This window comes from Chlorogloea sp. CCALA 695, assembly GCF_003003885.1.
Taxonomy (GTDB): Bacteria; Cyanobacteriota; Cyanobacteriia; order Cyanobacteriales; family Chroococcidiopsidaceae; genus Aliterella.
Window position 1 is genome coordinate 1 of record NZ_PVWN01000066.1, and the last position, 22,501, is coordinate 22,501.

A 22,501-nucleotide genomic window follows, 5' to 3' on the forward strand; every position below is an offset into this window, starting at 1 on the left:
CGGAGACGCAACCTGGGGGGGAGGGGGGGGGTGTGTGGATTATTAGTCAGCAATAATGAATCAACATTACTAATATCCGCCCTACTATCAAAAAGACTTTGGCAGTCAGGAGACACAGATTCCTTGGGAAGTGAGTAGATGTTGTAACGTTTATCTCCCGGTGCTGGATGACAGTTAATCAAGCGCTTAGATATCATTCTGTTTAATTCCGAGTAGACGCTCCGTCCCTCAGTTGGTGTCATCCCCATTAGCTCAATAATTTCCCGCCCGCTACACCCTGGTTTATGAGCATTACGAGTCAGCGCGTCAATAATCCGAACTTTAAGGGTGCGGCGCTCCTCTAACCATTCCTCAGAGTCGCCAACACCGCCCTGATTAACCCAACTATGATCCTCAAGGTCTAGCTCAATTCGTAATTGTTGCCCTTCAGCATCACGAGAGAAGACTGATAAAATACGCTTCGGGTCTTTTGGATCGATGATTAGCCTCTTTTTGTTGTTGGGGTCTGGCTTAGGAATGTGGTCTAACTGCCATGTTCCCCAAACAGCACCAGAAATCGCACTAGAACCACGAATCTTATCAACCCCCAACGCCTCTTGATTTTTGCTGGTGTGGTGAATTAGGATGCCAGACGTGCCATATTTGGTCAGCAGTTCCTTAATGGTGTAGATATTATCGGCAAACTCTGCCGAATTCTCACTAATCTGCTGACCGTGAGTGATGCGTTTTAAACTGTCAATAACAACTAAGGTTGGTCTGAAGACTTCCAGGCGCTCCTCTAAAGCTTTTATTTGACGAACATCAAAGCTCGTCATCACTTGAACATTACTGGCATCGCTGCGACGGAAACCGCGTTTAATTAATTTCGCCTTAGTAGAGTGGGCAGACTCATCTACGGACACAATTAAAACTCGACCTTGGGTTACAGCTTCCTTTAAAAAGGAACTTTCCCCCGTAGCCACAGCAAAGGCACAATCAATGGCAAGTAAAGTTTTACCGCTTTTTGGCGGACCTGCTAGGATGACAGTTTCACCTACGGGTAGTAGTTCTGTAATTGTCCACTTTAGCCCCTGGCTCTCTTGGTCAAAGAAAGTATCCAAGTCAAACCATTGTGGGGTTGGCGTAGTAGTTCGCTGTTTAATCAACTGTAACGCTCGTTCGAGAGTGCTAGTTGACATTTGATATTTAGGCGCAAGTATTGCTTGCTGACGAATGCGCTCGACTTCATCGTCAATTGCTAACAGGTTGAGTAAATCAAGCCGAAAGCGATCACCGTCCAATTCTTTCTTGAGAGGCTTGATAATTTTTCGCTCCCAATCGTAGCCAGACATACCGCAAGTTTGGCGTACCTTCTCTAACTCAATATTTTCCGTTAATTCAGTATGCTTGGTTTGTAAGACAACTCTTGCCTGGTCAACGGCGGCTTCCAGAGTTGAAGTTTTAGCGCGCATCATTACAACATTACCGCTATTTAAAGTAGAAGTAAGACTGCGAAGCCCAGAACGCGCGCTAGCGCTATCGCATCCCGTACGAGTTTGTTTAACGTGATTATTCCAGTACCAAGCTTTTACGCAAGTTTCAACACCTTCTGCTCTGCAACTAGGCGACGGGTTATCGCTTTGGGCAGACTTCCAGACCATCAGCCATTCACTCTCGTTCCAGCCCCCCCCTGGTGGGCAACGATGGCAGTAATCAGTGAACAACTGCCACTCATCGCCATCAAAATCTTGACCTATGCTCCGTAAATAATTAGCAGTGCCAATTAAATCGCGTGCTAGAGCCGCCCCTGACTGGTTTCGCGAACCATTCGCCTGACCTGATTGCAGCAAATTACGAGATTCTTTAGCTAAACAAACTTCTATGGGTACAGCTTGCGGTACGGGTAAACTAATATCTTCGTAGCGCGTCGTAGAAGCAAGGAATCTGCTTTCTGGTGTTCTAGGTTTGCAGTTTTCTAATAGAGGCATTGCTGACTCTGACTCTGGCACTGCTAAAGCTGTCAACTTATCTTTTAATTCCTGATAAGAATATTTCTGCCCAGATTCTTGCACTATCTGCGTTCTTTTTGGTTCGCGCCCTGGCTTGACGTGCCAACCCCCAGCGAGACGAAAAACACGGGATGGATTTTTATTAGCTGGGTCAGCTTTCATCACTTTAATAAGTAACTGTTGCAGCGTTCGCCATTGCTCCAAGTCTTCTAGGGGCTTGTCAAGCACCCAGTAAGGCTGTGCTGACTTGTCGCCACTATATATAGTGAAAGTTGGCTCTAAAAACCCTACGGTTTCCCAGTGCAATAACTGGTCTTCAATTGGTCTGTCGTCCCACTCGCAGAAGATAGCAGCGCCCGAAGTAATGTCTTTATCTTCATGACCCCCAAGAGCGCCATTAACAACGACATACACGCCGCGCCCATCGGTCTGATAACGTTCTATTTGCTCCCAATCAAGGCGATCGCATTTGCGTCCTTTATCGTTATTTTTTCGCGGATCGTTAGAGTGGTAGAAAAACCGTAAGTAGACATTATTGCTCTCATAACCTAAATATTCCAAGTGTTGCCGAGCTTGGTTCTGGTCAATTTTTAGAGGTTGTGGGCTGTGAGTAGTTGCGTACATTAGTTAATACCTCCCAAGCCTGCTAGATGCGCTATCGCGTAGTAGTGCAGGCTGTTGATGCCCAGTTCTTGTGCATGGAGAGCGATCGCGGCTGCTCTAATATTGGGGTTAAAATTCTGAAAGCTCCTCAGCGCTTCAATTACAGAGGTCAGGCAGTAGATAGGGCGCTCTACTGAGGTAGAATTGAAATGAAAAAATTTCATACTATATAAATGCCTACTGTAAGTTCTTAGCCTCAGTGGGCGTTTTTATGTTTCGTAATGTCTCCTGAGCAGTTTCCCTCGCCAAAAGTTCGACTACTCAGGGTGGACTTGGACAACGATAAAAAAGCGAACCCCTCAGTAAGCTTCCTTAAGCTGCTGAGGGGTTTGTTTTTTTGACACTTTTCGCAGCATCCCTAGCTTTTGCGCGGCGTACTGAACGAGGTTCCGCAGGGGTAAATCCCTGCGGTGGAGCTAAAGCGACTTCGGCAACGCGATTGTCAATAGATGGGGTTTGGACTAGGAAATTTGGCATAGCGATCGATAAAAGTGCTGGTAGAATGTAGACACCGACTTGATTTCAGCGCAACTTACTTTTTAATTGAATCATGTCTGAAAAGTCCCATTTTCGATTCGGGGAAGTTTTAGCGATTTGTGACATTTCTTTACATTTGAAGATTTCTTCGATGTTGCTCAGAAATTCTCAACTTTTGATTTTGGTTGAGGTAGGTACAGACGTAAGTTGAGCTATCGGCATGTTTATGCTCATCCTTCTCCTTTCCGTTGATAGTTCGGTTGTAATGAGAGTAGTTAGTTAAAAATTCACGGCAATAGTGGATTAAGTTTTCGTCGTCCTCAGCCCAGGCGTATTTAATTGCTTCATCAACGAGCAGCCAGACAATCCATTCTCGCCAATCGCAGTTTTGGGCTTGCAGGGTTTCAAAACTGAGTAACTTTAAATCTGATTCAGTTTTTAGAACTTGCTTTCCTTTTTGACTTTTCTTAATTAGTGTCAAAGCCTTTCGGCGGCGCGCAATCATATCAGCAAGGTCATGGTAAACCAAGTCTTTTGTACTGTCTCGGTGCGAAACTAGAGCGTCACGCAGAGGATCTTGCCCTCGTAAGACTTCACGCGAATTTAGACCGCAATCTATTTTCTTGGACAGCATTAAAGAATAGGCGGCGCAAAACCACAAGTGTTCGCGGGAAGTAGCTCTCAGCGCTATTGGTACTTTCCTCTCCCAGAGCATATCCGTGAAGGCTAGGAGCGCTTTATCGAAGTCAGCAAAAGGGAGCATAGTTTCAAGCGGCGTATACAGCACCACAGATTCCAAATCCCCCCGCCTTAATACTCGAAACTCCTGCCAAAGGCTAAGACCGTGATAATGTCCTCGTATCCGGGCTAGAAGCTCTTTAAAGTCATCACCTTTTCCGTGTGTAGTTTGGATGGTAGGCCAGTGACGCATCTCATTAATAATTTGGGTAGCATCCCATTCTTCGGGTGGAGTACCTTCAACTTGAATATTAGGAACTGAAGGCGTAAAGCTCCACTGCAAAGAATTTTCGTCTAGCTCCCAGTGATATTTACGGTCAGAGAAAGAATGAGTAATCACAGGTGGAAAACGCCCCGGCGGATTAAGAAGCATTAGCGTGGGCAGCCCTGCGCCTTCGTGCCAAATTTGCCAACCTTGATCGGATTCTTTGATTTGCCGCCGGATCTTGCCGGATAGGTTAACAACTTCTGCTTCAGTGGGTTCATAGGAACCACTTACTACTTCGCCAGACGACCCCACTAAAATATTTGGGTCGTCGTAGATATCAATCGTGTTGTCCTTTGGATAAAGAGTAGTAATTTTTCCATCAATCTTGCCGTAGCTTGAATCTTTCTGTTTACGGCGCTTCGCTTCACCCATCTAAACCTCAATTGTGAATTTATAGTTATGCGATCGCACGTTCCTGATGCGATCGCACGTTTTTCTCCTGCACTAAAATACTTCTACTTTCAAATCCTCCACTCTTGCTACCCATCGGTCGGCTTTCTTCCCATTAGTCGTCTCTAATTCCTCAAACTCTGCCTCCAAAACATCACGAGGCACATCGGGTAATTGAGTAACAGCCCAAGCGATTGCATCGGCGGGAGATTTCCAATTTCTCCAAATAGCCAGCATTCCCTGCAAGCGGTGCAATATAGCTGCAAAGTCCGCCTCGCTCTGCCACTCTGTCATAATTGGCTTTTTGGTCGCTGCGTCGTACACTCGCGCAAATACTACCGTTTCTTCCCCTGGCGCTACGGCAATAATTAAAGGTTTATCCAAAGAGTTCAAAGTATTTAAAGCTAGTAATAATCCTTTGCAAAATACCGTACCGAAACCAGTGCGAACTACATAGATGCGATCGCTTTCAATTGTAATGTCTAACTTGACAAGCTCTTGATTTTTATATTCACGATGGACAACTTCTAACTTTTTAATTGTTCCAGTTAAAGCCTTTTGAGGTATATAGTTTTTCTTAGAATCTTCACTCAAAAAATACCACAATCCTTGTTCTGGTTCGTTGCCTACAAAAATATATTGGCTGCTTGGTGGAGTGCAAAAACCTAAGGATAAAGTAGGTTTTTCTTTGAGATTTTCAAGAGCGCTCGCTATCCGTTCTAAAAGTTGTTCGTTCATATCTATTCTTATTTTCAGTAGTATTAATAGCCTATATAATTAATATTTTACTATCAATTATATAGGCTGCTTATTATTAGAAAGGTGAATCAATTACTACGCGATCGCAAGCGTAATTAGTGCTGCTTCTAGCAGTTGCTTTAATCGCACACTTGCCATTATTCAAGTATTGGCACTGTCCACACAAGAGGGGATATTCTTTAATTTCTGTTGCTACGGGTTGTGGGGCTAATCGAACTTGCATTCTTAGCTGGCGCATTCCTTCACAAAACCCTTGAAGGTAAATCACGTCTGGCATTGCAGGAAGCCGACCGTCCGCCGCGTCGCTGATGCCTTCTAAGTAGATAGCCTCAATAGCTTCGTAGGATTCTAATCTTTGGTCTTGATCTCTATCTATGCAATATGTCATTATCTGTTTACCTGATGATTTTGGGTACGGGCGATCGCTAACTTTGGATGGTGGGCGATCGCCTTTTAAACTTATCTACTATTAGTATACCGTGTTAACACGACAATAGCAAGCTTTTTGCTCTTATGTATTTTTTGAGTGAGTGGCGGTGTTGACCGTGTTAACAAAAATGCTAGAATTTGTGTATGAAGCAGATACATCACGACGATCGAGGCAAGTTTAAATCGCCTAACTCAACACCATTGGCAAGAAAAGTTATGGGTGTAAGATTGCCAATTGATATGGATGCTACAGTGCGAGAATTAGCTGGGGATGACTTAGCTGCTTGGATTAGGGAAGCGATTGCAGAGAAGCTAGAGCGAGAACAGCAGCAGGATATGTCTGCTTAAAGCAGCAGGGAAGCAATAGAATTTGAGGAGTAAAAACAGCTTGTTGAAAGTGGGTTATTACTTTTATCGGTGTACTGTAGTGAGTTTTTAGTAATTTCACTCAGGCGATCTTAAAGCAGTTTTAGACTAAATTGATAAACCCATCTCAAATAATCAAAGCACCATGCATATTGTCGCCCTAGCTAGTTATTTGTCGAGTAAGCGCGGAGGTTTAGAACACAGCCTCCTTGATGTCTACCAAGCTCTAGCTAACCGTGGGCATCAAATTACTCTCGTTTATGAAGAAGGAGGTGACCAGCTTGAAAAGTACCAGCAGTTTTGTACTGAGTTAATCAAAATCACTAGCTACAAGTTTAATGTTAGATTTTTGAGCGATATCTGCAGGGTTGCAAGTACTCAAAGCAGCGTTATCTACAGTAACCAGTACAATAATTTCTTTTTTGGGCGGATTCTTTCTCGACTGCAAGGCATTCCGCTTGTCTGTCACCTCCGTCTTCACGCTTCTACGGAGAGTAGTTTCCTCAAGCGAATAAAACAGTCACTGACATTATCAGGAATCAGTCGTTACATTGCGATCTCAGAAGCTGTTAAAGCTGATTGGAGTGATCGCCTATCTATTCCTGGCGATCTCATCGACGTAGTTTATAACGGCGTTAATCCAGCCAGCTTTAAGTCTGTAGATAGCTCTGCAACACTCCGAGAAGACTGGAACATTCCTGAACATGTAAAAGTTGTTTCCTACGTAGGTCGCTTAGAACGGGTGAAGGGCATTGAAATTTTAATCAAGAGCTTTGCTCTTTTACAGCAAACAGGTACAAATGCTCATCTACTAATTGCCGGAAAGTCTCTGCTCTCGGGCGAAGAGTATAGAGAATCGCTAGAGCAGCTTGCCCAAGAATTAGGTGTTGCAGACTACGTTCATTTTCTAGGTCATATTTCCAATACTAAAGCTCTTTACCACGCTAGTGATGTGGTTGTATTACCCAGTATTTGGCTGGAAGCGTTTGGCAGAGTAGTGATTGAAGCGATGGCATCGGGTACACCGATGATTGGCAGTAGAGTTGGGGGCATTCCGGAAATCCTCACCGGGGAATTTGAAGACTGGCTATTTGAGCCGAATCATGAGCAGGATCTTTTACGTGCCCTACAGCAGTTAATTCATTGGCGTGATAAGACTCCAGATTTAGGGGAACGCTGTCGAGAGCACGTAGTCAACAACTTCAGTTTGGAAAAAACAATTGAAGGGGTTGAGCAGATCTTATTGAAATCGACTGCACCATAAAGACCGGGAGTAATTGATCTGATTGGAAACTTAATTTATTTCTTACCGCCGTCAATTACTGATTCAATACCTGATTGCTTCATGCGATCCTTTAATGGAATTGGATCTGATTCTAATGCTTTAACATGATTCTCTGCACTTCCTTTCCATCCATAGTAAGCATTCAAACGATAGCTTTTACTTTTACCAAGCTTTGCTCCCTCAATAAGAATTTCTTCAGCCACAAGTTTTTTTATTGCTCGATTAAAATGTGGTTGTCGCAGACCTATTTCAGTAGCTAACTCAGATTGATTGACAAGAATGTAATTATCTGTCTCTAAATTGGCTATATCCACCCCAATCACTAAAAGCTGTGGCATCAGCTTCAGCTTTACGCCAGCTTTTAGCATTAATTAAAGCAGTGAAGATAACTCCATTTTGGTCAGTTAGTAAAAGCTCGACTTTCTTGTTAGGTGCGCTCGTTGCTTCGGGGAGTTCGTTGAATTTAAGCGTGATTTCTGATTTTACTTCTGTCATTCTGTCCGTATATATAGGTGAGAGTTTAATTTTAGGATTTGTTGGTGCAAAGTCTGACGGGCAAATATTATATGTTGCAACAGTACGTTGCTAACTTAAATATCGCTTCAATTCTTCTAATAGCATTTGGTTGTCTTTCCACATAGAAACCTTTCCATCCCGATAGATTTTGGCGATGAAGGGAGCAGGATGTTCGCGGACAAATTCTTGCATCGAAACAATTGCTTTCAGAAAGATTGCAGCCATATCTCCTCCTGATAGATTTTGAGAAGCGAGTGCAAACATTTTAATGTTTGCACGGGTAACAGCAATTCTTTCTAAAGTATGTTTACCAATGTTGGCATCTTTAGTCAGAACAACCCAGCCTCTTTTTCCGACCTCTGGTAGCCAATCTACATCTTGAGCACCTTTATCAAAGTGTTTGTCATGAATTTCGATGTTGATGCCTGCTCTTTGAAGCGTTTCTACAATGCATTTGCTACCTAAACATCGATCTACGAAAAAGGTAACTGACTGGGGTTGAATCATGCAACAGAGGGTAGTTCACACCGAATGGCTTCTTCAATTTTGAGGCGTTCGCAGTCATAGTCGTAAGCAAGATCGTCAATTGATTCACCTGCTTGATATCGTTCTGCCAAAACGCGGGTAGCAATTCCTGTTCCAGCAATGACAAGGCGACCAAAAGCAATTCGGGGATCAATAACGACAATGCGAGGATTATCTTCCTCATGAGAGCGAGTAAAAGGATAAAGTTTAATTGCAAGCCCAGTATCATCGGGTTCAATCCTTTCAAGATGAGCATTAAACGAATCTTTCATTTCCGTTTGCCCACGTCTAGAGGCATTAACGAGAGAGCCGTATCGCTCAATGAAGAGGTCAACACCATTAGTACGAAAGCGCTCATTCGCTAAGGGGTGAGATACTTGAAGGTGTTCCTCGATAAAGTCGAGAGCAATCCGTACCTTGTCTATTTCAATGTGGTGATGCTTGCGAATTGCTCTTAAAACATGAACTTCAATTAGGTTGGTAAATGAGAGAAGTCGCGGTTTGAGATTAGGAATTGGGATAAGGGGCTGGAAAAAGTTAAAACCGTTTGTGATCGGATAGTGCCGTCCAATTGTCCAAGAGCGAATTGTGCCTGCTGGAATGCGTAAATAGCGGACAGCATCGCTAATGGAGTAGGTCGGAATATCTCTAGGATTATTTTCTCCGTAAAGTTCAGTCATGTTATGTCTCCCACCGTCGGGCGCGATCTCGCTCATCTGGCGATCGCCCAGATTTATTGTTGCTAATTTGCTCCGCTTTCAATACTAGTAAGTCCGATAGATCACACTCTAAGAATGCACATAGTTTCTCTAGCGTCTCGGTGTCTACTCGCTTGAAATCATTGTTATACAGCCGATTGACCGCCATTGTACTGACCCCAGATTTTTCAGCCAGCGCCCGCTGACTCATTCGAGGGTCTCGTTCTGCCATCAGAACAGCTAGTTTGCTTTTCACTCTCTTCATACCTCCTAAAGTACATTATCTCACCTAATCTAGTTTATATGTCTATATAAGTGAATACAAACACAGTACAAACATTAATTATGTATCGGAAGTAGTGATATAATGGTTATAGAGAAAGCGCCCCGACTACCAATCTGAAGCGCCTCTCTAACGAAAACCTATTTAAAGATTTGAATCTATCATGTCACAAGTATTATCAAAAGCGCCTTCGTGGAATCACGCGGAGGCAGTATGACAAAGGAGCGCTTTCAAAGAGAAGGTTTAGAGTTAGTTGAAGTACCTACCAAGTTTGTGAACCATTGGCAAGATGAAGCGATGCGGTTACGTGACTTAGCTGTAGCGACCCACAATACTAAACGCTTCAGACCACAATAATCACTGTTTTGAGACCAGATTAACTGCAACTATAAAGTCAGTTGAGACCGAATTAAATCCAAATAAGACCACATTATTTGCAACCAGACCACAATACTAAATTTGAGACCAGATTATTTGCAACTAGAAAATGGCAGAGTAGTAAGGAAAGAAAACGAGCGTTTTATTTACTGAAAATTGACAAGCTACTTGTAACGACCCACAATACTAAATGCTTCAGACCACAATCATCGCTATTTTGAGACCAGATTAGCTGCAACTAGACTTGCACTTGAGACCACATTAGTTCCAACTAAGACCACATTATTTGCAACCAGACCACAATCATCGCTCTTGTGACCACATTATTTGCAACTATAAATTTATTACTTGAAACCATGTCTCTAACTCATATCTAGGAAATGGTATATCAGAGAAGTTAATAAACTTGTTGCTACCTTTGCATACATTGCCGTAGATAAAATTACTGAGTTGTTTGACCTATAAAATGACTATTTACTGCTGCGTAGCAACTTGTACATTCTCAGTAAATAAAACGCTCGTTTTCTTTCCTTAAATTTCTGCTCATTTTTTAGTTGCAGTTAATCTGGTCTCAAAACAGTGATTATTGTGGTCTGGAGCGTTTAGTATTGTGGGTCGCTACAACTAAGCCTTCTCAATTTCCGCAATAAATCGTTCAAGCAAAGTTTTAGTACGTTTGTACTGTGGCGCTTGCTTACCAAGGTTCAAGCTTTCTAGGACACGACTTTTAATCGCTTCCAAGTTAGCCGTACTATGTTGCTGCCTGAGAGTAACGCTATCCGTAGTTCTGGCGAAAGCTGACCCCAACAGCCCGTCCTCAAGAAGTGCTATCCGCTCTGATAGACGACGCTCTATCTCTACTAGCTGTCCTCTTAACTCCTTTATCAAGTCCGGGGCAACCTCTTGTTCTGGAGATGGCAGACTTAAAGCTGTCTTAATTGCACTCGTAATGAAGTCCGCGCGCGCTACTCCTAACTCGTCACTACGAGTATTAATTTCAGCTATCAGACTGAATTCTTGCTCTAATAAATTAAGCAGCGTTGCTTCTAACTGCGGTGGGTTTTCGCGTTCAGGAAACCAAGCAATTCTTACATCCTCACATTCTTCAAACTGTCCTAGTCGGTGGTGCTGTACCCACTGCTGCTTAAGATTCTCAGTTCTACCAATGTAGAGCAAGACTTCGCCTTGGTAAACCAGGTAAATCGCTGCTACTTCTGGTAGTTGGGAGCGATGTAGCAACGGTACTGATACCAACTGCTGCATGACTTCAGTTGTTGTTGCTCCTCGTTTTAGTAACGCTGTTACTTGCTCTGCCAAACTTTCTGGCAGTCGTACAACCTTTGTCTTTTCGCCATATTTTGGCTTCCATTCCGGGTTCCCCTGGGGATTAGGCACGGTTTTATCTAAGGTCAAATTGTTACAACTACACTGTAACTTTACTATGTAACGCTGTTACACAATCTTTACAAAAAATAGGCGTTACACTATTGAATCTTTAACGTAACGCTGTTACATTGTTAGAACAAGGCAAAGGAAGGCAATCTCTTCAAGCAACCCACTTTGCTAGACCTCTACAGACTTAAGGAAAGCGCAAAAATGCAAAACTTACTTACCGCCTTAATTGAACTTATATTTATCACTTTTGTTTTTATCATGCTTTTTGATTTTGTTAGTCAGTTACTTAACGCACTTAACAAAGTCAAAAGGCAAGCCGCGACTAGCCAACAAAGAAGTATATGCGACTACAGAGTGGAACCAGTATCTATTGCGCGGCTCAAGCAACCGTTACCGCTACAACCAGCAACTACAGAATGGATTAAACAGAACTTGTCACCTACTGAGATTTGGGCAGAGGAAATTCCGTGCGCGATCGCTTTAGCTAAAGCTAGACTTCACTCTTTCCAGCCACAAGGAACACCAATTGCCAGCAAACAGGAGCTAATTAATGTCGGTATCCGCCGATGCAAGAAATTAGCTAGCCAGTTGAAAATTCGTCGTTACAATACCATGCGTCTAGCAGAACTGGCAGATGTCTTAGCAGGCAAGGTAGCGCGCGCGGAATTATTTGTCTAACTTATCTAAGTGCGCAAGGTTTCTTTTTTTATAGCCCCCAAGGTATCGCTCTTTATAAAGACATGATAGGATAGCCCCCATGATTCACCATCGTATTGCCGTAGCAGCTAGAAAGGGCGGAGTGGGCAAGACCACGATCGCTTGTGGATTGGCATCGGTGCTGTCGCATCAAGGACTGCGAGTATTAGTCATCGACCTTGACCCTCAATCGAATGCAGCTTACGTTTTGGGAGTTGACCCGATTGCGCCGGGAACAGCAGAACTCTTAACAGGCGGAAATCCCTCAGCCCTAGAAGCTGCGCCGACTCTACACGTCCTCCCTGGCGGACCTGAATTAGGGTCCCAGAGAATTCAGTCATTGCATCCAGAAGAGTTGGCAGAGGCCGTTAAAAGCTTAAACTATGATGCGGTTATCTTTGACTGTCCACCTGGCAATGAATATCTAGAGCGGCTAGGTCTAGCCGCCGCAACTGTAGCCCTAGTCATCACCAATGCTCACCCACTTGCCGCAATGGGAGCTTCAAGAGTGCTAGAAATCTTGGAAACTTACCAGAAAAAGGGTTGGCGGGGTCCAGGGCGCTGGGCGCTGGTCTCATCACAAATCGATGCCCGTCGCTCACTGGACAAACAATCCATTCCCCATCTAGCGAAGAGATATCCCTACATTCCGCAGATGGTCGTCCACCAAGATACTACTCTCTCTTTAGCTGCGGCAGAGCAGATACCACTCATGAACTATGCACCTAGCTGTCGTGGGGCCTCTGAACTGGGAACCATAGCGCAATGGATTATCAAAGATCATCAGTTTTCAGGAACGAGCGATGCCTAGGAAACGAAAAGAAACAGATGTGTGGGACGCGGCTCACCTAGCGGCACAGAGATTGCACACTCAGGACCTACAGGCCGTATCTCAAGCTGACAAAGAGCGAACACAACGGTCTAATCTTCCCCTCAATCAAATCTTACCTCGGTCCACAGATACAAGGGAATTAAATAGCGTTCACGTCGCCGGACTAGCGGAATCGATTGCGATGTTGGGGCTATTAGAACCTCTGGTCGTTGATATCCAAGGCCGCTTGTTGGCTGGCGGTCATCGGCTAGCAGCTGTGGGGGTAGTCAAGGACAACAACCCTGAAGCTTATACTCAGCACTTTCCTGATGACCTAGTGCTAGTACGGATGATGCCTTTCGATGCCGATGTTGACCCAGATCGGGCGTTGCAAGTTGAGATTAGCGAAAACGAGAAACGACGAGACTATACACCTGCTGAAGTTCGGGCTTTGGCAGAACGGTTACGCATCGCTGGCTATGTAGACACGCCTGGTCGTCCTACCAAGGAGGAAAGACGACTCAGACCAGCCCTAGAAATAATTGTGGGCAAGAGTTTAAGAAGCGTCCGTCGTTACCTCACCGACGAAAAACCTGTCCAACTTGGACAGGTTTCCAAAAGAACTGCTCTGCGTCATGCTAAGGAGGCATTAGAGCAGTGGCAAAGCATTCCAGAAGTTCAAAAAACCACAGCGACAGAGCAACAGTTGGCAAGGAAATTACCGCAGATACTAGATTTGATCGAAAAAGCCATTGCCGAGGGGGAGAAGTCTACGGCTGACAAACACGATAAAACTGAATAAATATAGAGGAGGCTAGAATTTCTAGGTTGTCAGCTCGAAAATTAGGGGAGCGACTAGGGCTAAGTCACGTAACTTTAGGGCGGAAAGTCAAGAAAGGTGTGGATGTATTTGCCACTTGGAGCAAGGAGCTAGACAAAAATGGACTAGCTTGGGAGCTTCGAGGGGATAAGTATTACCCAGTGCAAGAGTAAAACTGGGGGTGCGATCACGTTGCAAAAGGAATTATTGGGGAAACCTCCTCTCTCAAGCGGCGGTTTGATCCCTACTTCGACCCTTACTCGAGTTTTGAGTCATCGTCCTACTTCTTCTTCTGTGAACTTAAAGACCCCAGCCATATAGACCAAGCAAGAAAGACGAGCTCCATAATTAGGCCTGCCCATCCTCGCCAATCACTATAGTCCATGTGCACTCCCTCAGGAATTCTATAGCCATAAAGCACATAAATATAAAACTCGTTCATAAAAACCTCGTTTTTCCATTAGTTTTCACAACACAACCAAAATTTCTATTTCCTCTAATATTTATCCTTGGGGGCAAATACCATGAAGTAAGCTAGTTATGTTGGATTAGATAGCTTTCGGCACACTAACAGCCAACGACTCCAACCAACCTGCTGCTGAGACACCAGTTCTATCCACACCCAGTCGTATTCGCATAATCCTTTACTGCCAACCCCACAACTAAGCCGTTGCCAATTTCCTCTCAAGACTAGCGACCCTATCCTCTGAAGAAGCGATCGCACCCTTAACGGCTGTGGGTTAAGTTTACCTCCGTCAGTCAATTCTTACAAATAAGCGGGTGTTACAATTAGCACAAAAACTATATCAGTAATAAAGTGCAAAATTAATGGCATATAACAAGCCACATCATAAGACGTTTGTTGCGTTGTTGAAACTTTCGGGACTTCCACAAAGCCTAGCTGAACCTATTGGTCAGAATTTGGCATACCTAGACAACAACCAGCAGGATGAGTTGATTGCAGTTATCTCTGAGGAATTACAAAAGAAACAGAACTTACCGCCAGTTCAAGCACCTTAAAAGCGTATATCAAAACGTATAGTAAACGTTGCCATGAACTCTTGCCAGATAGTGGCTGGCAAGAGAACCACTCACGTTTGACTTTCCTTACCGAACACTGCTGCTATTCAAAAACAGAATTTGTGCAAGTAAGTTGCACATCAGCAAAGTCGTCACCTTCGTCGTCGTTATTAACCCGGAAGTTATGTTGGGCAACAACTCCACCTTTTGGAATGAGGAAGCTAATGTCTCGCTGACCGTCCAGATCCCCGGTTCCTTCAGATGTTCCCTCAAACAGAAGAGCATTACCTTGAACCCGGATAGTATTGTCGGTTAGTAATGTTCCTGTAAGTCTCAACTCTAATCGACACTCTCCACCCCACCCATGAATGAACTCAAGAACATTCATCGCCTGATTTGGATTTGATAAGATCGTCTCACGAACTTCTGTCCGCCGGGTTTCCTCGTTTCGCCCAAAAGTTTCGTGATCAACACCATGCATATTCATTGTGACAACAAGACGACGGTCTGACATATTCATCTCCTATTAGTTAACGGTTTCCTAAGTAAGGAGTCTAAGTAGTATCCGACTGTAAAACACTGCTCTTAGTGTTCAGTTTATAAATGTAGTGCAAGTGCAAAAAATGCTGGAACTACTACCCTACGAAGTTCAGCAAACCAAGTAACTTGCACTGTTCACAATTGTTCGGTTGCTACTCAAGCCCCCACTCCTAGAATATTTAGATATCGTGAAAGTTAAGCTTCCTTGCTCTCACACCTACTGATACAATTACAACAAGAATTTTCCGCAAAAAAAAGATTAATTTACATGACAAAAAATATTCAGTTATTCGGATCATGTGCCACAACGGAAAAATTACACTTTAATCAAAGCGACAATATCCCCTTCTGATTAATAGAGAGCGACTGACGAATACACTCTAGCCAACTAACCGCCCAAGTCCCGCCAGTCTCCCCTCTAAACTAACTACTCGCTCTTGCAGAGAGCGCGCTCGCACTCGTGATACATTAGTTTCTAATGCCTAAAAAATTGAGCAGTGACCACGATTACTACAGCCCACGTAGCGTGCGATCGCAATTCGCTTTTTAGTGCTTAAGTTAGGTTAGGTTATGGTTTGTGGGCGTTCATATACAAAAATGTGAATGACCATGCCAAAACGAAAAGCGCATCAACCATTAATTCCTACGGCACATATAGCCAGAGTCTATGCTGCGGTCAAGGAGATGAAAGCCAAAGATCCTAAAAGGTGGCTCTCCGCTCCCGAAATTGCAGAGTTGGCTTCTGTCAATGTCGAAACGGTAAAGAGACACGTCCGACTCTTGTCCAAAGCAAAGATTTTCGATAAGGTCGAGCTTATCCATTTTCTATACAGACTATCAGATGATGCTCACACTATAGAGTACACAAGTGAATTGGAAGAGGCGAATTTGGTTTTAGACCATCATTATTTCTTATAATCCAATTCTCCCCAGCTTCGCAAGTGTGCTATCTGGGGTTTTAACTGTTGATAAAATATGCGGCACGGGCTTCACCGTCTGTACCCCTACCGTTAAAACCCCATTGACGTGCTAGATCGCACGCTTCAAATTCCCGTTTAGCTGGCAGATTACTTTCTGGTTCCAAATGGCAAGGGTCGTGTCCTAAATAGGCATGAGCAATTTCATGAGCAATAAGGCTTAGATTGTCCTCCCACTCATATTTATCAACTATATGCTCGGAGAGCAAGATAAGCTTTTGCGGATTTAATAGAAGTTCTTCTACCTTTCCTTGCTCAATTGCCCATTTGATACCTTCTCTTAAATGCAGTGGAGGCGGAAACAGCATACTTCCATTAAGCACTACAGCATTGGCTGCACCACCAATCGAAAGGAAGCGACAGCGATCGCAAACAAACTCTCGCACTTCTTTTGGCAATCGTGCCAGCGCTTGAAGAATTAATTGCTCAATGTCTGGATTGTCGCCACAGTAAAAACTTGAGATAGATTCATAGAGAAAGTCTAAATCTTCCATCAATCAATTTTACCCCGCCAATCGCCCCAATTTCCGCTCAAGATTAATCACTCGCTCTTGAAGATCGGCGATCGCACCCTTCACGGCTTTTGGGTCAGTCTTCCCTAAATACTGTGCTAAAGCTTCCCGAACTATCTCAGCTTCTTTGCGACCCGCGGCAGCGGCTAGAGCGCTAATTTGTTGCTGCCAGTCCTGGGGAACCCGCGCCCCGACCATCGGTGACTCTGCCATCTCTGCCTACGCCTTCTATCAACGTTAATTCAAGGGTAGCCCATTATAGCTGTAGTCGGTGAATGCAGCGATATCATAAGCAGAAACTATCTAAAATGCCCCAAACACTGATGCTGTCGTGGGATAGGTAGCAATTGATTGATAAGTAAAAGTTAAGTGGTGTTGACTTGTTCGCTATGGCAACGAGATATCAATACTTTAAGCTATCTATTCCACAAAAAGGTGATTTCGTGTAATCTAGTAAAATCAGACAAAATTATCCAATGAAAGTAGCAGGAAACGGGCAAGGGAAAATCTTAACCCCAGAAGAATTGAAGTTACTGTTTGTCAAGGGGTTTGTTTCGTCACGCGATCGCGCTTTGTTTGGCATCTGCTTATATACTGGCTGTCGTGTGTCCGAAGCACTGGCACTCCAGACTTCTGATATCAAAGGTGGAACTTTAACTTTTCGCAAGTCTACCACAAAGGGCAAGCTCAAAACCCGTGTTGTAGATATCCAGCCGGGGCTTGCTCAATTGTTAGCAGAGTACCCAACATCACCTGGGGCGTTGTTTCCTGGTATGCGGGGGCGAAGTCTTGCCTTGACTCGGTTCATGGCTGATAAGATTCTCAAAGCTGCTTGCGGGAGGGTTGGATTGGAGGGTGTCAGCACTCACAGCTTTAGGCGCACTGCCCTAACCATGATGTCCAGCGCTGGTATTCCCTTGCGGGTGATTCAAGAGATATCCGGTCATAACGATTTGGGAACATTACAACGTTATCTGGAAGTGTCGCCAGAACAAAAACGTATTGCTGTTGCTGTAATTGGATTTTGAGATGGACAACAAGGTTTCTTCATCAAATTTCACCATCTCTTTACATACGGTCTGTTAGCGTAGTCAACTTTTGGGGATTGATATAAATAAGTCCCTTTGAGTAACTCCATGACACAAATATACACAATTCAAGATTTAAAAAAGCGTTTTAGCACTTTTAAAACTGCTAAAGACTACTTCAAAGTCAAAGCACAAAGTTGGCAAAAGCTTTGTGACAAACTTAACGTCGAGTCTAACAAAGATACACGCCTTATAGAGCTTGAGTTTTTGGTGAGGGAACTGACCACACAGTTGGAATCGCTTAGGGCAAGTAAATCTACCAAAAACGAATTAGACATTTTGCTAATGGATTTGGTTTATAAGCGTGGCGTAGGCGGCAATGAAATCTTTGAATCCAGAGAAGTAATGGAAGGTGAACCAGAAGACGCAGATAAAGATGATTGGTCTTCGTTCTACAGCACTTTAAAGCGACGCTACCATCGTCTGAGCCAAATCTATCACCCCGATCATGATGGAACTAAAGAGCAAATGGGAAATCTAACCCACGCTTACGAATCGGCGCTAATTTACGTGAAGGCTAACAATGGGATGGATCTGTAGTGGAATCTATAACCATTGAAACAGATTTATCTCGTGGGCAAATAAACAAGTTCAAATGCTTATTTAAAAGCATGAAAATCCATAATGGTCGTGCTTATCTTCCAATTCTAGAAATGCATGGAGTCCTTTTGACAAATAGTAGGCAATCAGCAGCCAACATAGTTAAGGCACACGATCGAATAATCAAGCCGCACCAGGAAGGTGAATACTTACGTCCATCAGGTGTTTACGTACTACTTGAGTCGTTATGTGATGAGAATCCCGCTAAATCATTAGGTTATCGTGCATCTCTAGCTTTCATAACAGCAGAATTAGCTAATAATCCAGAGCTAGCTAGAAGTAATCAAATTGCCGCAGCAGTTATAGGAAGATCCGCTACAAATACAATAGCTATCGTGAAACGTAACGCCCTAAGATGTGCTTTAAGCCATGTGGAATTTAACAGTAAGGTTAAGTGTGATATTCACCATATTGAAGGTAAATCTGAACAACCAAATTTAGTTGACGAAACAAGCAATTTGATACCCCTTACTGATGCAATTCATAAGGAATATCACACATGGGTCAGCGTTAATAAGAAAGCTATTACAAGACAAACTCTAAAAGAATTTGCTAAACGTCACGATTATAATGCGAAGCTCACAGCGTAATTTTGGCTAACTATAGACAAAATTAGCAGATGAAATGGGCCCATTGCTCATTTCTTGTAGAACCTAAAAAACCCCAAAAAACTGCTGAAAATGGGGTGATAGGCAAGCGGCAATTTACAGCTAATGTTAGCTATTTGCAGCTATTTACAGCTAATATTATCTATAATCCATTGCTATTTCTGCGGGAAAACTGAAAACATAACAGCTAATGTTTGCAATTTACAGCAATTTACAGCAATTTGCAGCTAATGTTTGCAATTTACAGCTAATGTTAGCTATTAATAAATGGTATTATATGCTACAAAAAATTGAGCTTCAAAGCTGTTTTTAAATAGTCTTTCAAGCTTTCACAAAAAAGATGCTGAAACTCTTGGCTTCAGCCCAGGGATGAAAGATAGTTGCAGGGTTTTCAGGCTAAAAAAATTAGAAGGATTCAAATAGTATGGCTGAAAGTAGGGGCTAGGGTCTGCCAAATCCCAATCTTTAGATAACACATGGCGGAAAATTGTACCTTGACTACTTTTACCCCCTAAAAATGACTACCAATCAATATCTGCGCTGATTCGTCGTTGTCCAAGAACCACTACATCGTCCCAGTCAAATTTCGATTTTTCAGCAGCAATCAGAACTGCTCCAGCTAGCGCAGCCGGGTAGTCGTCTACCGCCGCTCCAGTCCCGCCGCTCACGCTCCATTGCCCTGTAGAGCGATAGGTTACAGTCAAGTTTTTTATCTGTTGGTTGGCTTTGGGATGAGGGTACAGTTCAATATTCCCCGCGTTAAATAGCTCTCGTAACTTACTAAATGCCTCCGTCTTACTAGGAGCCGTCCATGTCAATTCACGAATTTTTACGTTGTTCGACAGCCTTTGGATTGTGGCAGCACTGTTGTACTGGTCAAGTACAACTTCTTTGAACTCGTAGAGATTATGCTGCTCATGAATCCAGCCTTCGACTTCAGCGATATTTACCTGCGCTTTCTTGCTCTCACCCCAACTAGGGGTAAATTGGTGGAATTTATCTACTACCAAGCGACTTTCATCATAATGAACGATGCAAGCAGTGTAAGCATCCCGGTTTCCTTTGGCAGGGTCTAAGCTCAAATAGTACGACCCAATAAATTTTTTTAGCGGTGGTAACGAACCGCGATCATAGTTGACCGCCGCATCCACTAAGTCACTGCCTACAAAACCAGATAGGGATTGGCTGAAATTCGCCCCATACTCAATAGAAAATAGTTCTGGGTCGCGCGACTTTTCCTGCTCTAGAAATTCGGCGCTAATTGTGGGGTTAACTTCCCAAGTAGGCGCTTGCACTACCTGCATATGAGCAAAGTTCCCAGAAGCCGCTTGCTTGTATAAATCCCAAAAGATGCCCGACTGAATCCAGGGGGAACTTAAAAGCAGTATTTTACCCAGGTTCCCAAACTGAGCCACACTAGGACTAAGTGCTTGATAGAGGCTACTTCCCGCCGCATTACCTGCCTCGCTATCAAGGGCGTGGGCAAGCTCATCAAAAATCAGTAAAGGGCAAGCCATACCCCTACCTGATCGGCTAGAGGCTGGTAATGCCTTAAATACTGCCCCATTACTTAATTCCAGGGTGTCGGTGGTTTCTCGCACGATTAACCGCTTGAGAATAGGGGAGCCATTAATTAAATCTTTCACGCCCTGAAGCGCAATCTTCGCCTGGTCAATTGTATTAGCTATTGACACAATGTAGAACCGCTCACCCGGTCTTAGGCACTTCTTGTACTCGTCTGCCAACATACACGCGGCGTAAGTGGCAACGATCGCACTCATTAAAGTTTTTCCACTGCGCCGCCCCAATGCCCAGACTGCGATCGCATAATTTCCAGCCCAAAACTCCTCTAGAATTTCAGCTTGCTTATCCCAAAGTTCGAGGTTTAGTAAGTTGGGGTCGCTAGAGAACTGGCTAATTGTTACTGGAAGTGCGGACACCATTCTCTTTGCCTCCAATAGCACCTAAGTATTGCTTTAATAACGCCTCTGGCGGCTCAGTCCCATTTTCAGCCTTCACAAACACAGGAGATTTTTCTAATCCATACCACTTGCCCAGAATCTGCACAGCGCGGAGTTTATCGGAATTTCTAGCTGACGTATCTTTAAGGGTTCTATGCAAGGTCGTCAAAGCCAAGGGAATCATACCTTCAATAGCTCGTTTGTATTTTTCGCAAACTTCTTCTTCAACCGTCTCTAGCGCTTTCGTCTTAGCCTGGTCTACTGAATATCTAATATCAGAACGGACTGCCCAGCGCTCGATTGTGCGAGTAGTTACGCCAAGAACCGACGCGATCGCATGGTAAGCGACACCATCTGCCAGCATAACGATCGCTCTTAATTGTTTTTCTGTTATTTTTGGGGGCTTACCCGACAAAATACCGACCAATAACCGACACGTTCAGTCTAACAAGCGCTATTCTCGCTTTACGTCAAATCTTCTTCGCACTTTGACTCTATCGCCACCAATTTGACAAAATGGGGTTTCGTTTAAGTCTGCCACTACTTCAAAAACTTGGAGGCGATCGCCGCGTAATTGTGTAATTTGGGAATTAAGCATTTTCATTTCTATCAACAAATTAAAAGACTCATCGATAGCGGCGTTATACATTCCAGCTTTCACCAGCAATTCCTGAAGTAGCACGTCCGCTTGTTCCTGTCGGTTTTCTTGCTGTAAGAGCTTAAGTTCAGCCTGCTTTTGTTCGCAAATTTCTGTAGCCAGCTTTAGCGATAGTCGCGCTGCCTGTAACTTTGCATCATAAACCTGCTGCTGTTCTAGATTGGACGGTGCAGCGCCTATGAGTTCGACTAGCAGCGTAAAAGCTGAGTCTGCTTCAGGATTGAAGGGTCTAATTCTGCCAGCTTCCAAGGTTGCGATCGCCTCTCGCAAACGCTCGATATCTGTGCGGCGCGTCTCAATTTCTGATTCCAAGGTTGCGATCGCACTTGTTTCTGTTTCTTGTTTAATCTCAATCATTTGTTTTTCCTCTATTTTTTAATTGGCGGTTTTCGTCGATTTACTTTGTACTGAACCAACATCTTTAGATGATTTCGCGCCAAGCCCAATAGTTTTAGGCACGAAGGCTTATAAGCGATCGCCACTATTAGAGCGTGGCACTCAGAAACTAAATCGCCGCGTTCAGCTTCGGCTCTTAGTATTGCCTGCTCGGAAGATGTCATGTCTGCTCCTCCAAAGTGCTAACTTCTGGGCTGGTATATTTTTGAGCGATTTCTAGTGCTTTTGATGCTCGTTCGTCCAATGGATTATTACTGGCGTGGAGATTAAGCAGCGTCAAAAAGCGGACGCGATCGTGCTGATTAAAACATTTAATTAACTTTTTTAAGACCGTGCCTCGGTTCTTGCCAGTTGCTATCGATGCGTCATCTATTAATTCCAAAGCTGCTGACCAAGATTGACATTTAGTTATTTGCGCTGCCAAAGGTTCTGCGGTTTTTAATTGTTCAGCACTTCTCTCACTCTCCCCCCCCCCTACTTCTGACTCAGAGTTGCTGACTATCTCTAAAGTGCTTGCTGTGTCTACTTTTAAATAGTCAGCATTGGTAATATCTACTATTGGTTGCTGAGTAATTGCTGAATAATTGCTGACTATTTTGCTGACTATTGGAAACCCTTGTTGTATATAAGTTTCAGCTATATAGTCAGCATCGGAG

At 43.7% G+C, this 22,501-nt stretch carries 34 protein-coding genes; 13 read left to right on the forward strand and 21 right to left on the reverse strand.

Features of this window, described 5'->3' with window-relative positions; translation table 11 throughout:
- From C7B70_RS21535 to C7B70_RS21555, 6 genes are all read right to left on the reverse strand, one after another.
- Window positions 1–2,612: AAA family ATPase (locus tag C7B70_RS21535; protein WP_146134127.1), on the reverse strand; the 2,612-nt coding region annotated here is incomplete at its 3' end.
- Window positions 2,612–2,815: a hypothetical protein gene (locus C7B70_RS21540; RefSeq protein ID WP_106371009.1), complete on the reverse strand. Its 204-nt coding sequence runs from the start codon at window positions 2,813–2,815 to the stop codon at window positions 2,612–2,614. The genes C7B70_RS21535 and C7B70_RS21540, both read right to left, overlap by 1 nt.
- A gap of 148 nt (window positions 2,816–2,963) precedes the next feature.
- Window positions 2,964–3,128, reverse strand: coding sequence for a hypothetical protein (locus tag C7B70_RS27985; protein ID WP_233221045.1), 165 nt, complete (start codon window positions 3,126–3,128; stop codon window positions 2,964–2,966).
- 130 nt (window positions 3,129–3,258) lie between these two features.
- Complete coding sequence (locus C7B70_RS21545; protein WP_106371010.1) at window positions 3,259–4,506, reverse strand: hypothetical protein; 1,248 nt, start codon at window positions 4,504–4,506, stop codon at window positions 3,259–3,261.
- Window positions 4,507–4,578: 72 nt separating this feature from the next.
- A complete protein-coding gene (locus C7B70_RS21550) occupies window positions 4,579–5,262 on the reverse strand; it encodes a hypothetical protein (protein ID WP_106371011.1) in 684 nt (227 codons plus the stop codon).
- A gap of 76 nt (window positions 5,263–5,338) precedes the next feature.
- Window positions 5,339–5,671, reverse strand: a complete 333-nt coding sequence (locus tag C7B70_RS21555; RefSeq protein WP_106371012.1) for a hypothetical protein — start codon at window positions 5,669–5,671, stop codon at window positions 5,339–5,341.
- A 185-nt stretch (window positions 5,672–5,856) separates the two neighbouring features.
- On the opposite strand from C7B70_RS21555, the gene C7B70_RS21560 reads away from it, so the two are divergent.
- Together C7B70_RS21560 and C7B70_RS21565 are read left to right on the forward strand one after the other, a co-directional pair.
- Window positions 5,857–6,060, forward strand: coding sequence for a hypothetical protein (locus tag C7B70_RS21560; protein ID WP_106371013.1), 204 nt, complete (start codon window positions 5,857–5,859; stop codon window positions 6,058–6,060).
- 163 nt (window positions 6,061–6,223) lie between these two features.
- A complete protein-coding gene (locus C7B70_RS21565) occupies window positions 6,224–7,342 on the forward strand; it encodes a glycosyltransferase family 4 protein (protein ID WP_106371014.1) in 1,119 nt (372 codons plus the stop codon).
- 35 nt (window positions 7,343–7,377) lie between these two features.
- Here the strand turns inward: C7B70_RS21565 and C7B70_RS26530 are convergent, their stop codons facing one another.
- From C7B70_RS26530 to C7B70_RS21590, 5 genes are all read right to left on the reverse strand, one after another.
- Window positions 7,378–7,701 carry a hypothetical protein gene (locus tag C7B70_RS26530; protein ID WP_158260548.1) on the reverse strand — a complete coding sequence of 108 codons (324 nt, stop codon included), beginning with the start codon at window positions 7,699–7,701 and terminating at the stop codon, window positions 7,378–7,380.
- The gene (locus C7B70_RS21575; protein WP_199192434.1) at window positions 7,649–7,858 is read right to left on the reverse strand and encodes a hypothetical protein; all 210 of its coding nucleotides are present in this window, start codon (window positions 7,856–7,858) and stop codon (window positions 7,649–7,651) included. The genes C7B70_RS26530 and C7B70_RS21575 overlap by 53 nt, the downstream gene beginning before the upstream one ends.
- Window positions 7,859–7,948: 90 nt before the next feature.
- Window positions 7,949–8,386 (reverse strand): hypothetical protein, encoded by a 438-nt coding sequence (locus tag C7B70_RS21580; protein ID WP_106371016.1) that lies wholly within the window; start codon window positions 8,384–8,386, stop codon window positions 7,949–7,951.
- A complete protein-coding gene (locus tag C7B70_RS21585; protein ID WP_106371017.1) occupies window positions 8,383–9,084 on the reverse strand; it encodes a DUF433 domain-containing protein in 702 nt (233 codons plus the stop codon). The genes C7B70_RS21580 and C7B70_RS21585 overlap by 4 nt, the downstream gene beginning before the upstream one ends.
- A 1-nt stretch (window position 9,085) precedes the next feature.
- Window positions 9,086–9,358 carry a helix-turn-helix transcriptional regulator gene (locus C7B70_RS21590; protein WP_233221047.1) on the reverse strand — a complete coding sequence of 91 codons (273 nt, stop codon included), beginning with the start codon at window positions 9,356–9,358 and terminating at the stop codon, window positions 9,086–9,088.
- A gap of 240 nt (window positions 9,359–9,598) precedes the next feature.
- On the opposite strand from C7B70_RS21590, the gene C7B70_RS26535 reads away from it, so the two are divergent.
- The gene (locus C7B70_RS26535) at window positions 9,599–9,742 is read left to right on the forward strand and encodes a hypothetical protein (protein WP_158260549.1); all 144 of its coding nucleotides are present in this window, start codon (window positions 9,599–9,601) and stop codon (window positions 9,740–9,742) included.
- Window positions 9,743–10,387: 645 nt separating this feature from the next.
- Here C7B70_RS26535 and C7B70_RS21595 read toward each other — a convergent pair.
- Entirely contained in the window at window positions 10,388–11,176 is a 789-nt protein-coding gene (locus C7B70_RS21595) for a GIY-YIG nuclease family protein (RefSeq protein ID WP_106371019.1), read from the reverse strand.
- 183 nt (window positions 11,177–11,359) lie between these two features.
- On the opposite strand from C7B70_RS21595, the gene C7B70_RS21600 reads away from it, so the two are divergent.
- The 4 genes from C7B70_RS21600 to C7B70_RS26540 all read left to right on the forward strand — a co-directional run bounded on the left by C7B70_RS21600 (window position 11,360) and on the right by C7B70_RS26540 (window position 13,658).
- Window positions 11,360–11,836, forward strand: a complete 477-nt coding sequence (locus C7B70_RS21600; RefSeq protein WP_106371020.1) for a hypothetical protein — start codon at window positions 11,360–11,362, stop codon at window positions 11,834–11,836.
- 79 nt (window positions 11,837–11,915) lie between these two features.
- On the forward strand, window positions 11,916–12,665 hold the full coding sequence (locus tag C7B70_RS21605) for a ParA family protein (protein ID WP_106371021.1): 750 nt from the start codon (window positions 11,916–11,918) through the stop codon (window positions 12,663–12,665).
- Window positions 12,658–13,467: a ParB/RepB/Spo0J family partition protein gene (locus tag C7B70_RS21610; protein ID WP_106371022.1), complete on the forward strand. Its 810-nt coding sequence runs from the start codon at window positions 12,658–12,660 to the stop codon at window positions 13,465–13,467. The genes C7B70_RS21605 and C7B70_RS21610 overlap by 8 nt, the downstream gene beginning before the upstream one ends.
- A gap of 26 nt (window positions 13,468–13,493) precedes the next feature.
- On the forward strand, window positions 13,494–13,658 hold the full coding sequence (locus tag C7B70_RS26540) for a hypothetical protein (protein ID WP_158260550.1): 165 nt from the start codon (window positions 13,494–13,496) through the stop codon (window positions 13,656–13,658).
- Window positions 13,659–14,023: 365 nt separating this feature from the next.
- Here C7B70_RS26540 and C7B70_RS26105 read toward each other — a convergent pair whose 3' ends face one another.
- Window positions 14,024–14,248, reverse strand: a complete 225-nt coding sequence (locus C7B70_RS26105; protein WP_146134129.1) for a hypothetical protein — start codon at window positions 14,246–14,248, stop codon at window positions 14,024–14,026.
- 65 nt (window positions 14,249–14,313) lie between these two features.
- Between C7B70_RS26105 and C7B70_RS21615 the strand changes: the two genes are divergently transcribed.
- Window positions 14,314–14,505: a hypothetical protein gene (locus C7B70_RS21615; protein WP_106371023.1), complete on the forward strand. Its 192-nt coding sequence runs from the start codon at window positions 14,314–14,316 to the stop codon at window positions 14,503–14,505.
- Between the two features lie 103 nt (window positions 14,506–14,608).
- Here the strand turns inward: C7B70_RS21615 and C7B70_RS21620 are convergent, their stop codons facing one another.
- Window positions 14,609–14,893: a hypothetical protein gene (locus C7B70_RS21620; RefSeq protein ID WP_233221049.1), complete on the reverse strand. Its 285-nt coding sequence runs from the start codon at window positions 14,891–14,893 to the stop codon at window positions 14,609–14,611.
- Between the two features lie 755 nt (window positions 14,894–15,648).
- Between C7B70_RS21620 and C7B70_RS21625 the strand changes: the two genes are divergently transcribed.
- Entirely contained in the window at window positions 15,649–15,963 is a 315-nt protein-coding gene (locus C7B70_RS21625) for a hypothetical protein (protein WP_106371025.1), read from the forward strand.
- Window positions 15,964–16,003: 40 nt separating this feature from the next.
- On the opposite strand, the gene C7B70_RS21630 is transcribed toward C7B70_RS21625, so the two are convergent.
- Both C7B70_RS21630 and C7B70_RS21635 read right to left on the reverse strand, forming a co-directional pair.
- Complete coding sequence (locus C7B70_RS21630; RefSeq protein WP_106371026.1) at window positions 16,004–16,516, reverse strand: hypothetical protein; 513 nt, start codon at window positions 16,514–16,516, stop codon at window positions 16,004–16,006.
- Between the two features lie 9 nt (window positions 16,517–16,525).
- On the reverse strand, window positions 16,526–16,747 hold the full coding sequence (locus C7B70_RS21635) for a hypothetical protein (protein WP_106371027.1): 222 nt from the start codon (window positions 16,745–16,747) through the stop codon (window positions 16,526–16,528).
- Between the two features lie 263 nt (window positions 16,748–17,010).
- Between C7B70_RS21635 and C7B70_RS21640 the strand changes: the two genes are divergently transcribed.
- The 4 genes from C7B70_RS21640 to C7B70_RS26545 all read left to right on the forward strand — a co-directional run bounded on the left by C7B70_RS21640 (window position 17,011) and on the right by C7B70_RS26545 (window position 19,006).
- The gene (locus C7B70_RS21640) at window positions 17,011–17,562 is read left to right on the forward strand and encodes a site-specific integrase (RefSeq protein WP_106371028.1); all 552 of its coding nucleotides are present in this window, start codon (window positions 17,011–17,013) and stop codon (window positions 17,560–17,562) included.
- A 108-nt stretch (window positions 17,563–17,670) separates the two neighbouring features.
- Window positions 17,671–18,162, forward strand: a complete 492-nt coding sequence (locus C7B70_RS21645; protein WP_106371029.1) for a hypothetical protein — start codon at window positions 17,671–17,673, stop codon at window positions 18,160–18,162.
- Window positions 18,162–18,812, forward strand: a complete 651-nt coding sequence (locus C7B70_RS21650) for a hypothetical protein (RefSeq protein ID WP_106371030.1) — start codon at window positions 18,162–18,164, stop codon at window positions 18,810–18,812. Before C7B70_RS21645 ends, C7B70_RS21650 begins: the two co-directional genes overlap by 1 nt.
- A 29-nt stretch (window positions 18,813–18,841) precedes the next feature.
- Entirely contained in the window at window positions 18,842–19,006 is a 165-nt protein-coding gene (locus tag C7B70_RS26545; RefSeq protein ID WP_158260552.1) for a hypothetical protein, read from the forward strand.
- Between the two features lie 345 nt (window positions 19,007–19,351).
- Here C7B70_RS26545 and C7B70_RS21655 read toward each other — a convergent pair whose 3' ends face one another.
- The 5 genes from C7B70_RS21655 to C7B70_RS26550 form a co-directional block, all read right to left on the reverse strand.
- Window positions 19,352–20,773, reverse strand: a complete 1,422-nt coding sequence (locus C7B70_RS21655; protein WP_199192435.1) for a hypothetical protein — start codon at window positions 20,771–20,773, stop codon at window positions 19,352–19,354.
- Window positions 20,745–21,218 (reverse strand): helix-turn-helix domain-containing protein, encoded by a 474-nt coding sequence (locus C7B70_RS21660; protein WP_106371031.1) that lies wholly within the window; start codon window positions 21,216–21,218, stop codon window positions 20,745–20,747. Before C7B70_RS21660 ends, C7B70_RS21655 begins: the two co-directional genes overlap by 29 nt.
- 27 nt (window positions 21,219–21,245) lie before the next feature.
- Window positions 21,246–21,806, reverse strand: a complete 561-nt coding sequence (locus tag C7B70_RS21665; RefSeq protein WP_106371032.1) for a hypothetical protein — start codon at window positions 21,804–21,806, stop codon at window positions 21,246–21,248.
- Window positions 21,807–21,817: 11 nt separating this feature from the next.
- A complete protein-coding gene (locus C7B70_RS21670) occupies window positions 21,818–22,009 on the reverse strand; it encodes a hypothetical protein (protein WP_106371033.1) in 192 nt (63 codons plus the stop codon).
- The coding region (locus tag C7B70_RS26550) for a hypothetical protein (protein ID WP_158260554.1) at window positions 22,006–22,501 on the reverse strand (496 nt) is incomplete at its 5' end. The genes C7B70_RS26550 and C7B70_RS21670, both read right to left, overlap by 4 nt.

Excerpts from the sequence above, each read along its gene's own strand:
- C7B70_RS21580 (WP_106371016.1), bottom strand. The coding sequence starts at position 8,386 with ATGATTCAACCCCAGTCAGTTACCTTTTTCGTAGATCGATGTTTAGGT.
- C7B70_RS26530 (WP_158260548.1), bottom strand. The coding sequence starts at position 7,701 with ATGCCACAGCTTTTAGTGATTGGGGTGGATATAGCCAATTTAGAGACA.
- C7B70_RS21625 (WP_106371025.1), top strand. The coding sequence starts at position 15,649 with ATGACCATGCCAAAACGAAAAGCGCATCAACCATTAATTCCTACGGCA.
- C7B70_RS21600 (WP_106371020.1), top strand. The coding sequence starts at position 11,360 with ATGCAAAACTTACTTACCGCCTTAATTGAACTTATATTTATCACTTTT.
- C7B70_RS21665 (WP_106371032.1), bottom strand. The coding sequence starts at position 21,806 with ATGATTGAGATTAAACAAGAAACAGAAACAAGTGCGATCGCAACCTTG.
- C7B70_RS21545 (WP_106371010.1), bottom strand. The coding sequence starts at position 4,506 with ATGGGTGAAGCGAAGCGCCGTAAACAGAAAGATTCAAGCTACGGCAAG.
- C7B70_RS21630 (WP_106371026.1), bottom strand. The coding sequence starts at position 16,516 with ATGGAAGATTTAGACTTTCTCTATGAATCTATCTCAAGTTTTTACTGT.
- C7B70_RS21605 (WP_106371021.1), top strand. The coding sequence starts at position 11,916 with ATGATTCACCATCGTATTGCCGTAGCAGCTAGAAAGGGCGGAGTGGGC.
- C7B70_RS21610 (WP_106371022.1), top strand. The coding sequence starts at position 12,658 with ATGCCTAGGAAACGAAAAGAAACAGATGTGTGGGACGCGGCTCACCTA.
- C7B70_RS21585 (WP_106371017.1), bottom strand. The coding sequence starts at position 9,084 with ATGACTGAACTTTACGGAGAAAATAATCCTAGAGATATTCCGACCTAC.
- C7B70_RS21565 (WP_106371014.1), top strand. The coding sequence starts at position 6,224 with ATGCATATTGTCGCCCTAGCTAGTTATTTGTCGAGTAAGCGCGGAGGT.
- C7B70_RS21670 (WP_106371033.1), bottom strand. The coding sequence starts at position 22,009 with ATGACATCTTCCGAGCAGGCAATACTAAGAGCCGAAGCTGAACGCGGC.
- C7B70_RS21550 (WP_106371011.1), bottom strand. The coding sequence starts at position 5,262 with ATGAACGAACAACTTTTAGAACGGATAGCGAGCGCTCTTGAAAATCTC.
- C7B70_RS21640 (WP_106371028.1), top strand. The coding sequence starts at position 17,011 with ATGAAAGTAGCAGGAAACGGGCAAGGGAAAATCTTAACCCCAGAAGAA.
- C7B70_RS27985 (WP_233221045.1), bottom strand. The coding sequence starts at position 3,128 with ATGCCAAATTTCCTAGTCCAAACCCCATCTATTGACAATCGCGTTGCC.
- C7B70_RS21615 (WP_106371023.1), top strand. The coding sequence starts at position 14,314 with ATGGCATATAACAAGCCACATCATAAGACGTTTGTTGCGTTGTTGAAA.
- C7B70_RS26535 (WP_158260549.1), top strand. The coding sequence starts at position 9,599 with ATGACAAAGGAGCGCTTTCAAAGAGAAGGTTTAGAGTTAGTTGAAGTA.
- C7B70_RS21635 (WP_106371027.1), bottom strand. The coding sequence starts at position 16,747 with ATGGCAGAGTCACCGATGGTCGGGGCGCGGGTTCCCCAGGACTGGCAG.
- C7B70_RS26545 (WP_158260552.1), top strand. The coding sequence starts at position 18,842 with ATGAAATGGGCCCATTGCTCATTTCTTGTAGAACCTAAAAAACCCCAA.
- C7B70_RS21560 (WP_106371013.1), top strand. The coding sequence starts at position 5,857 with ATGAAGCAGATACATCACGACGATCGAGGCAAGTTTAAATCGCCTAAC.
- C7B70_RS21555 (WP_106371012.1), bottom strand. The coding sequence starts at position 5,671 with ATGACATATTGCATAGATAGAGATCAAGACCAAAGATTAGAATCCTAC.
- C7B70_RS21620 (WP_233221049.1), bottom strand. The coding sequence starts at position 14,893 with ATGAATGTTCTTGAGTTCATTCATGGGTGGGGTGGAGAGTGTCGATTA.
- C7B70_RS21655 (WP_199192435.1), bottom strand. The coding sequence starts at position 20,773 with ATGGTGTCCGCACTTCCAGTAACAATTAGCCAGTTCTCTAGCGACCCC.
- C7B70_RS21575 (WP_199192434.1), bottom strand. The coding sequence starts at position 7,858 with ATGACAGAAGTAAAATCAGAAATCACGCTTAAATTCAACGAACTCCCC.
- C7B70_RS21540 (WP_106371009.1), bottom strand. The coding sequence starts at position 2,815 with ATGAAATTTTTTCATTTCAATTCTACCTCAGTAGAGCGCCCTATCTAC.
- C7B70_RS21645 (WP_106371029.1), top strand. The coding sequence starts at position 17,671 with ATGACACAAATATACACAATTCAAGATTTAAAAAAGCGTTTTAGCACT.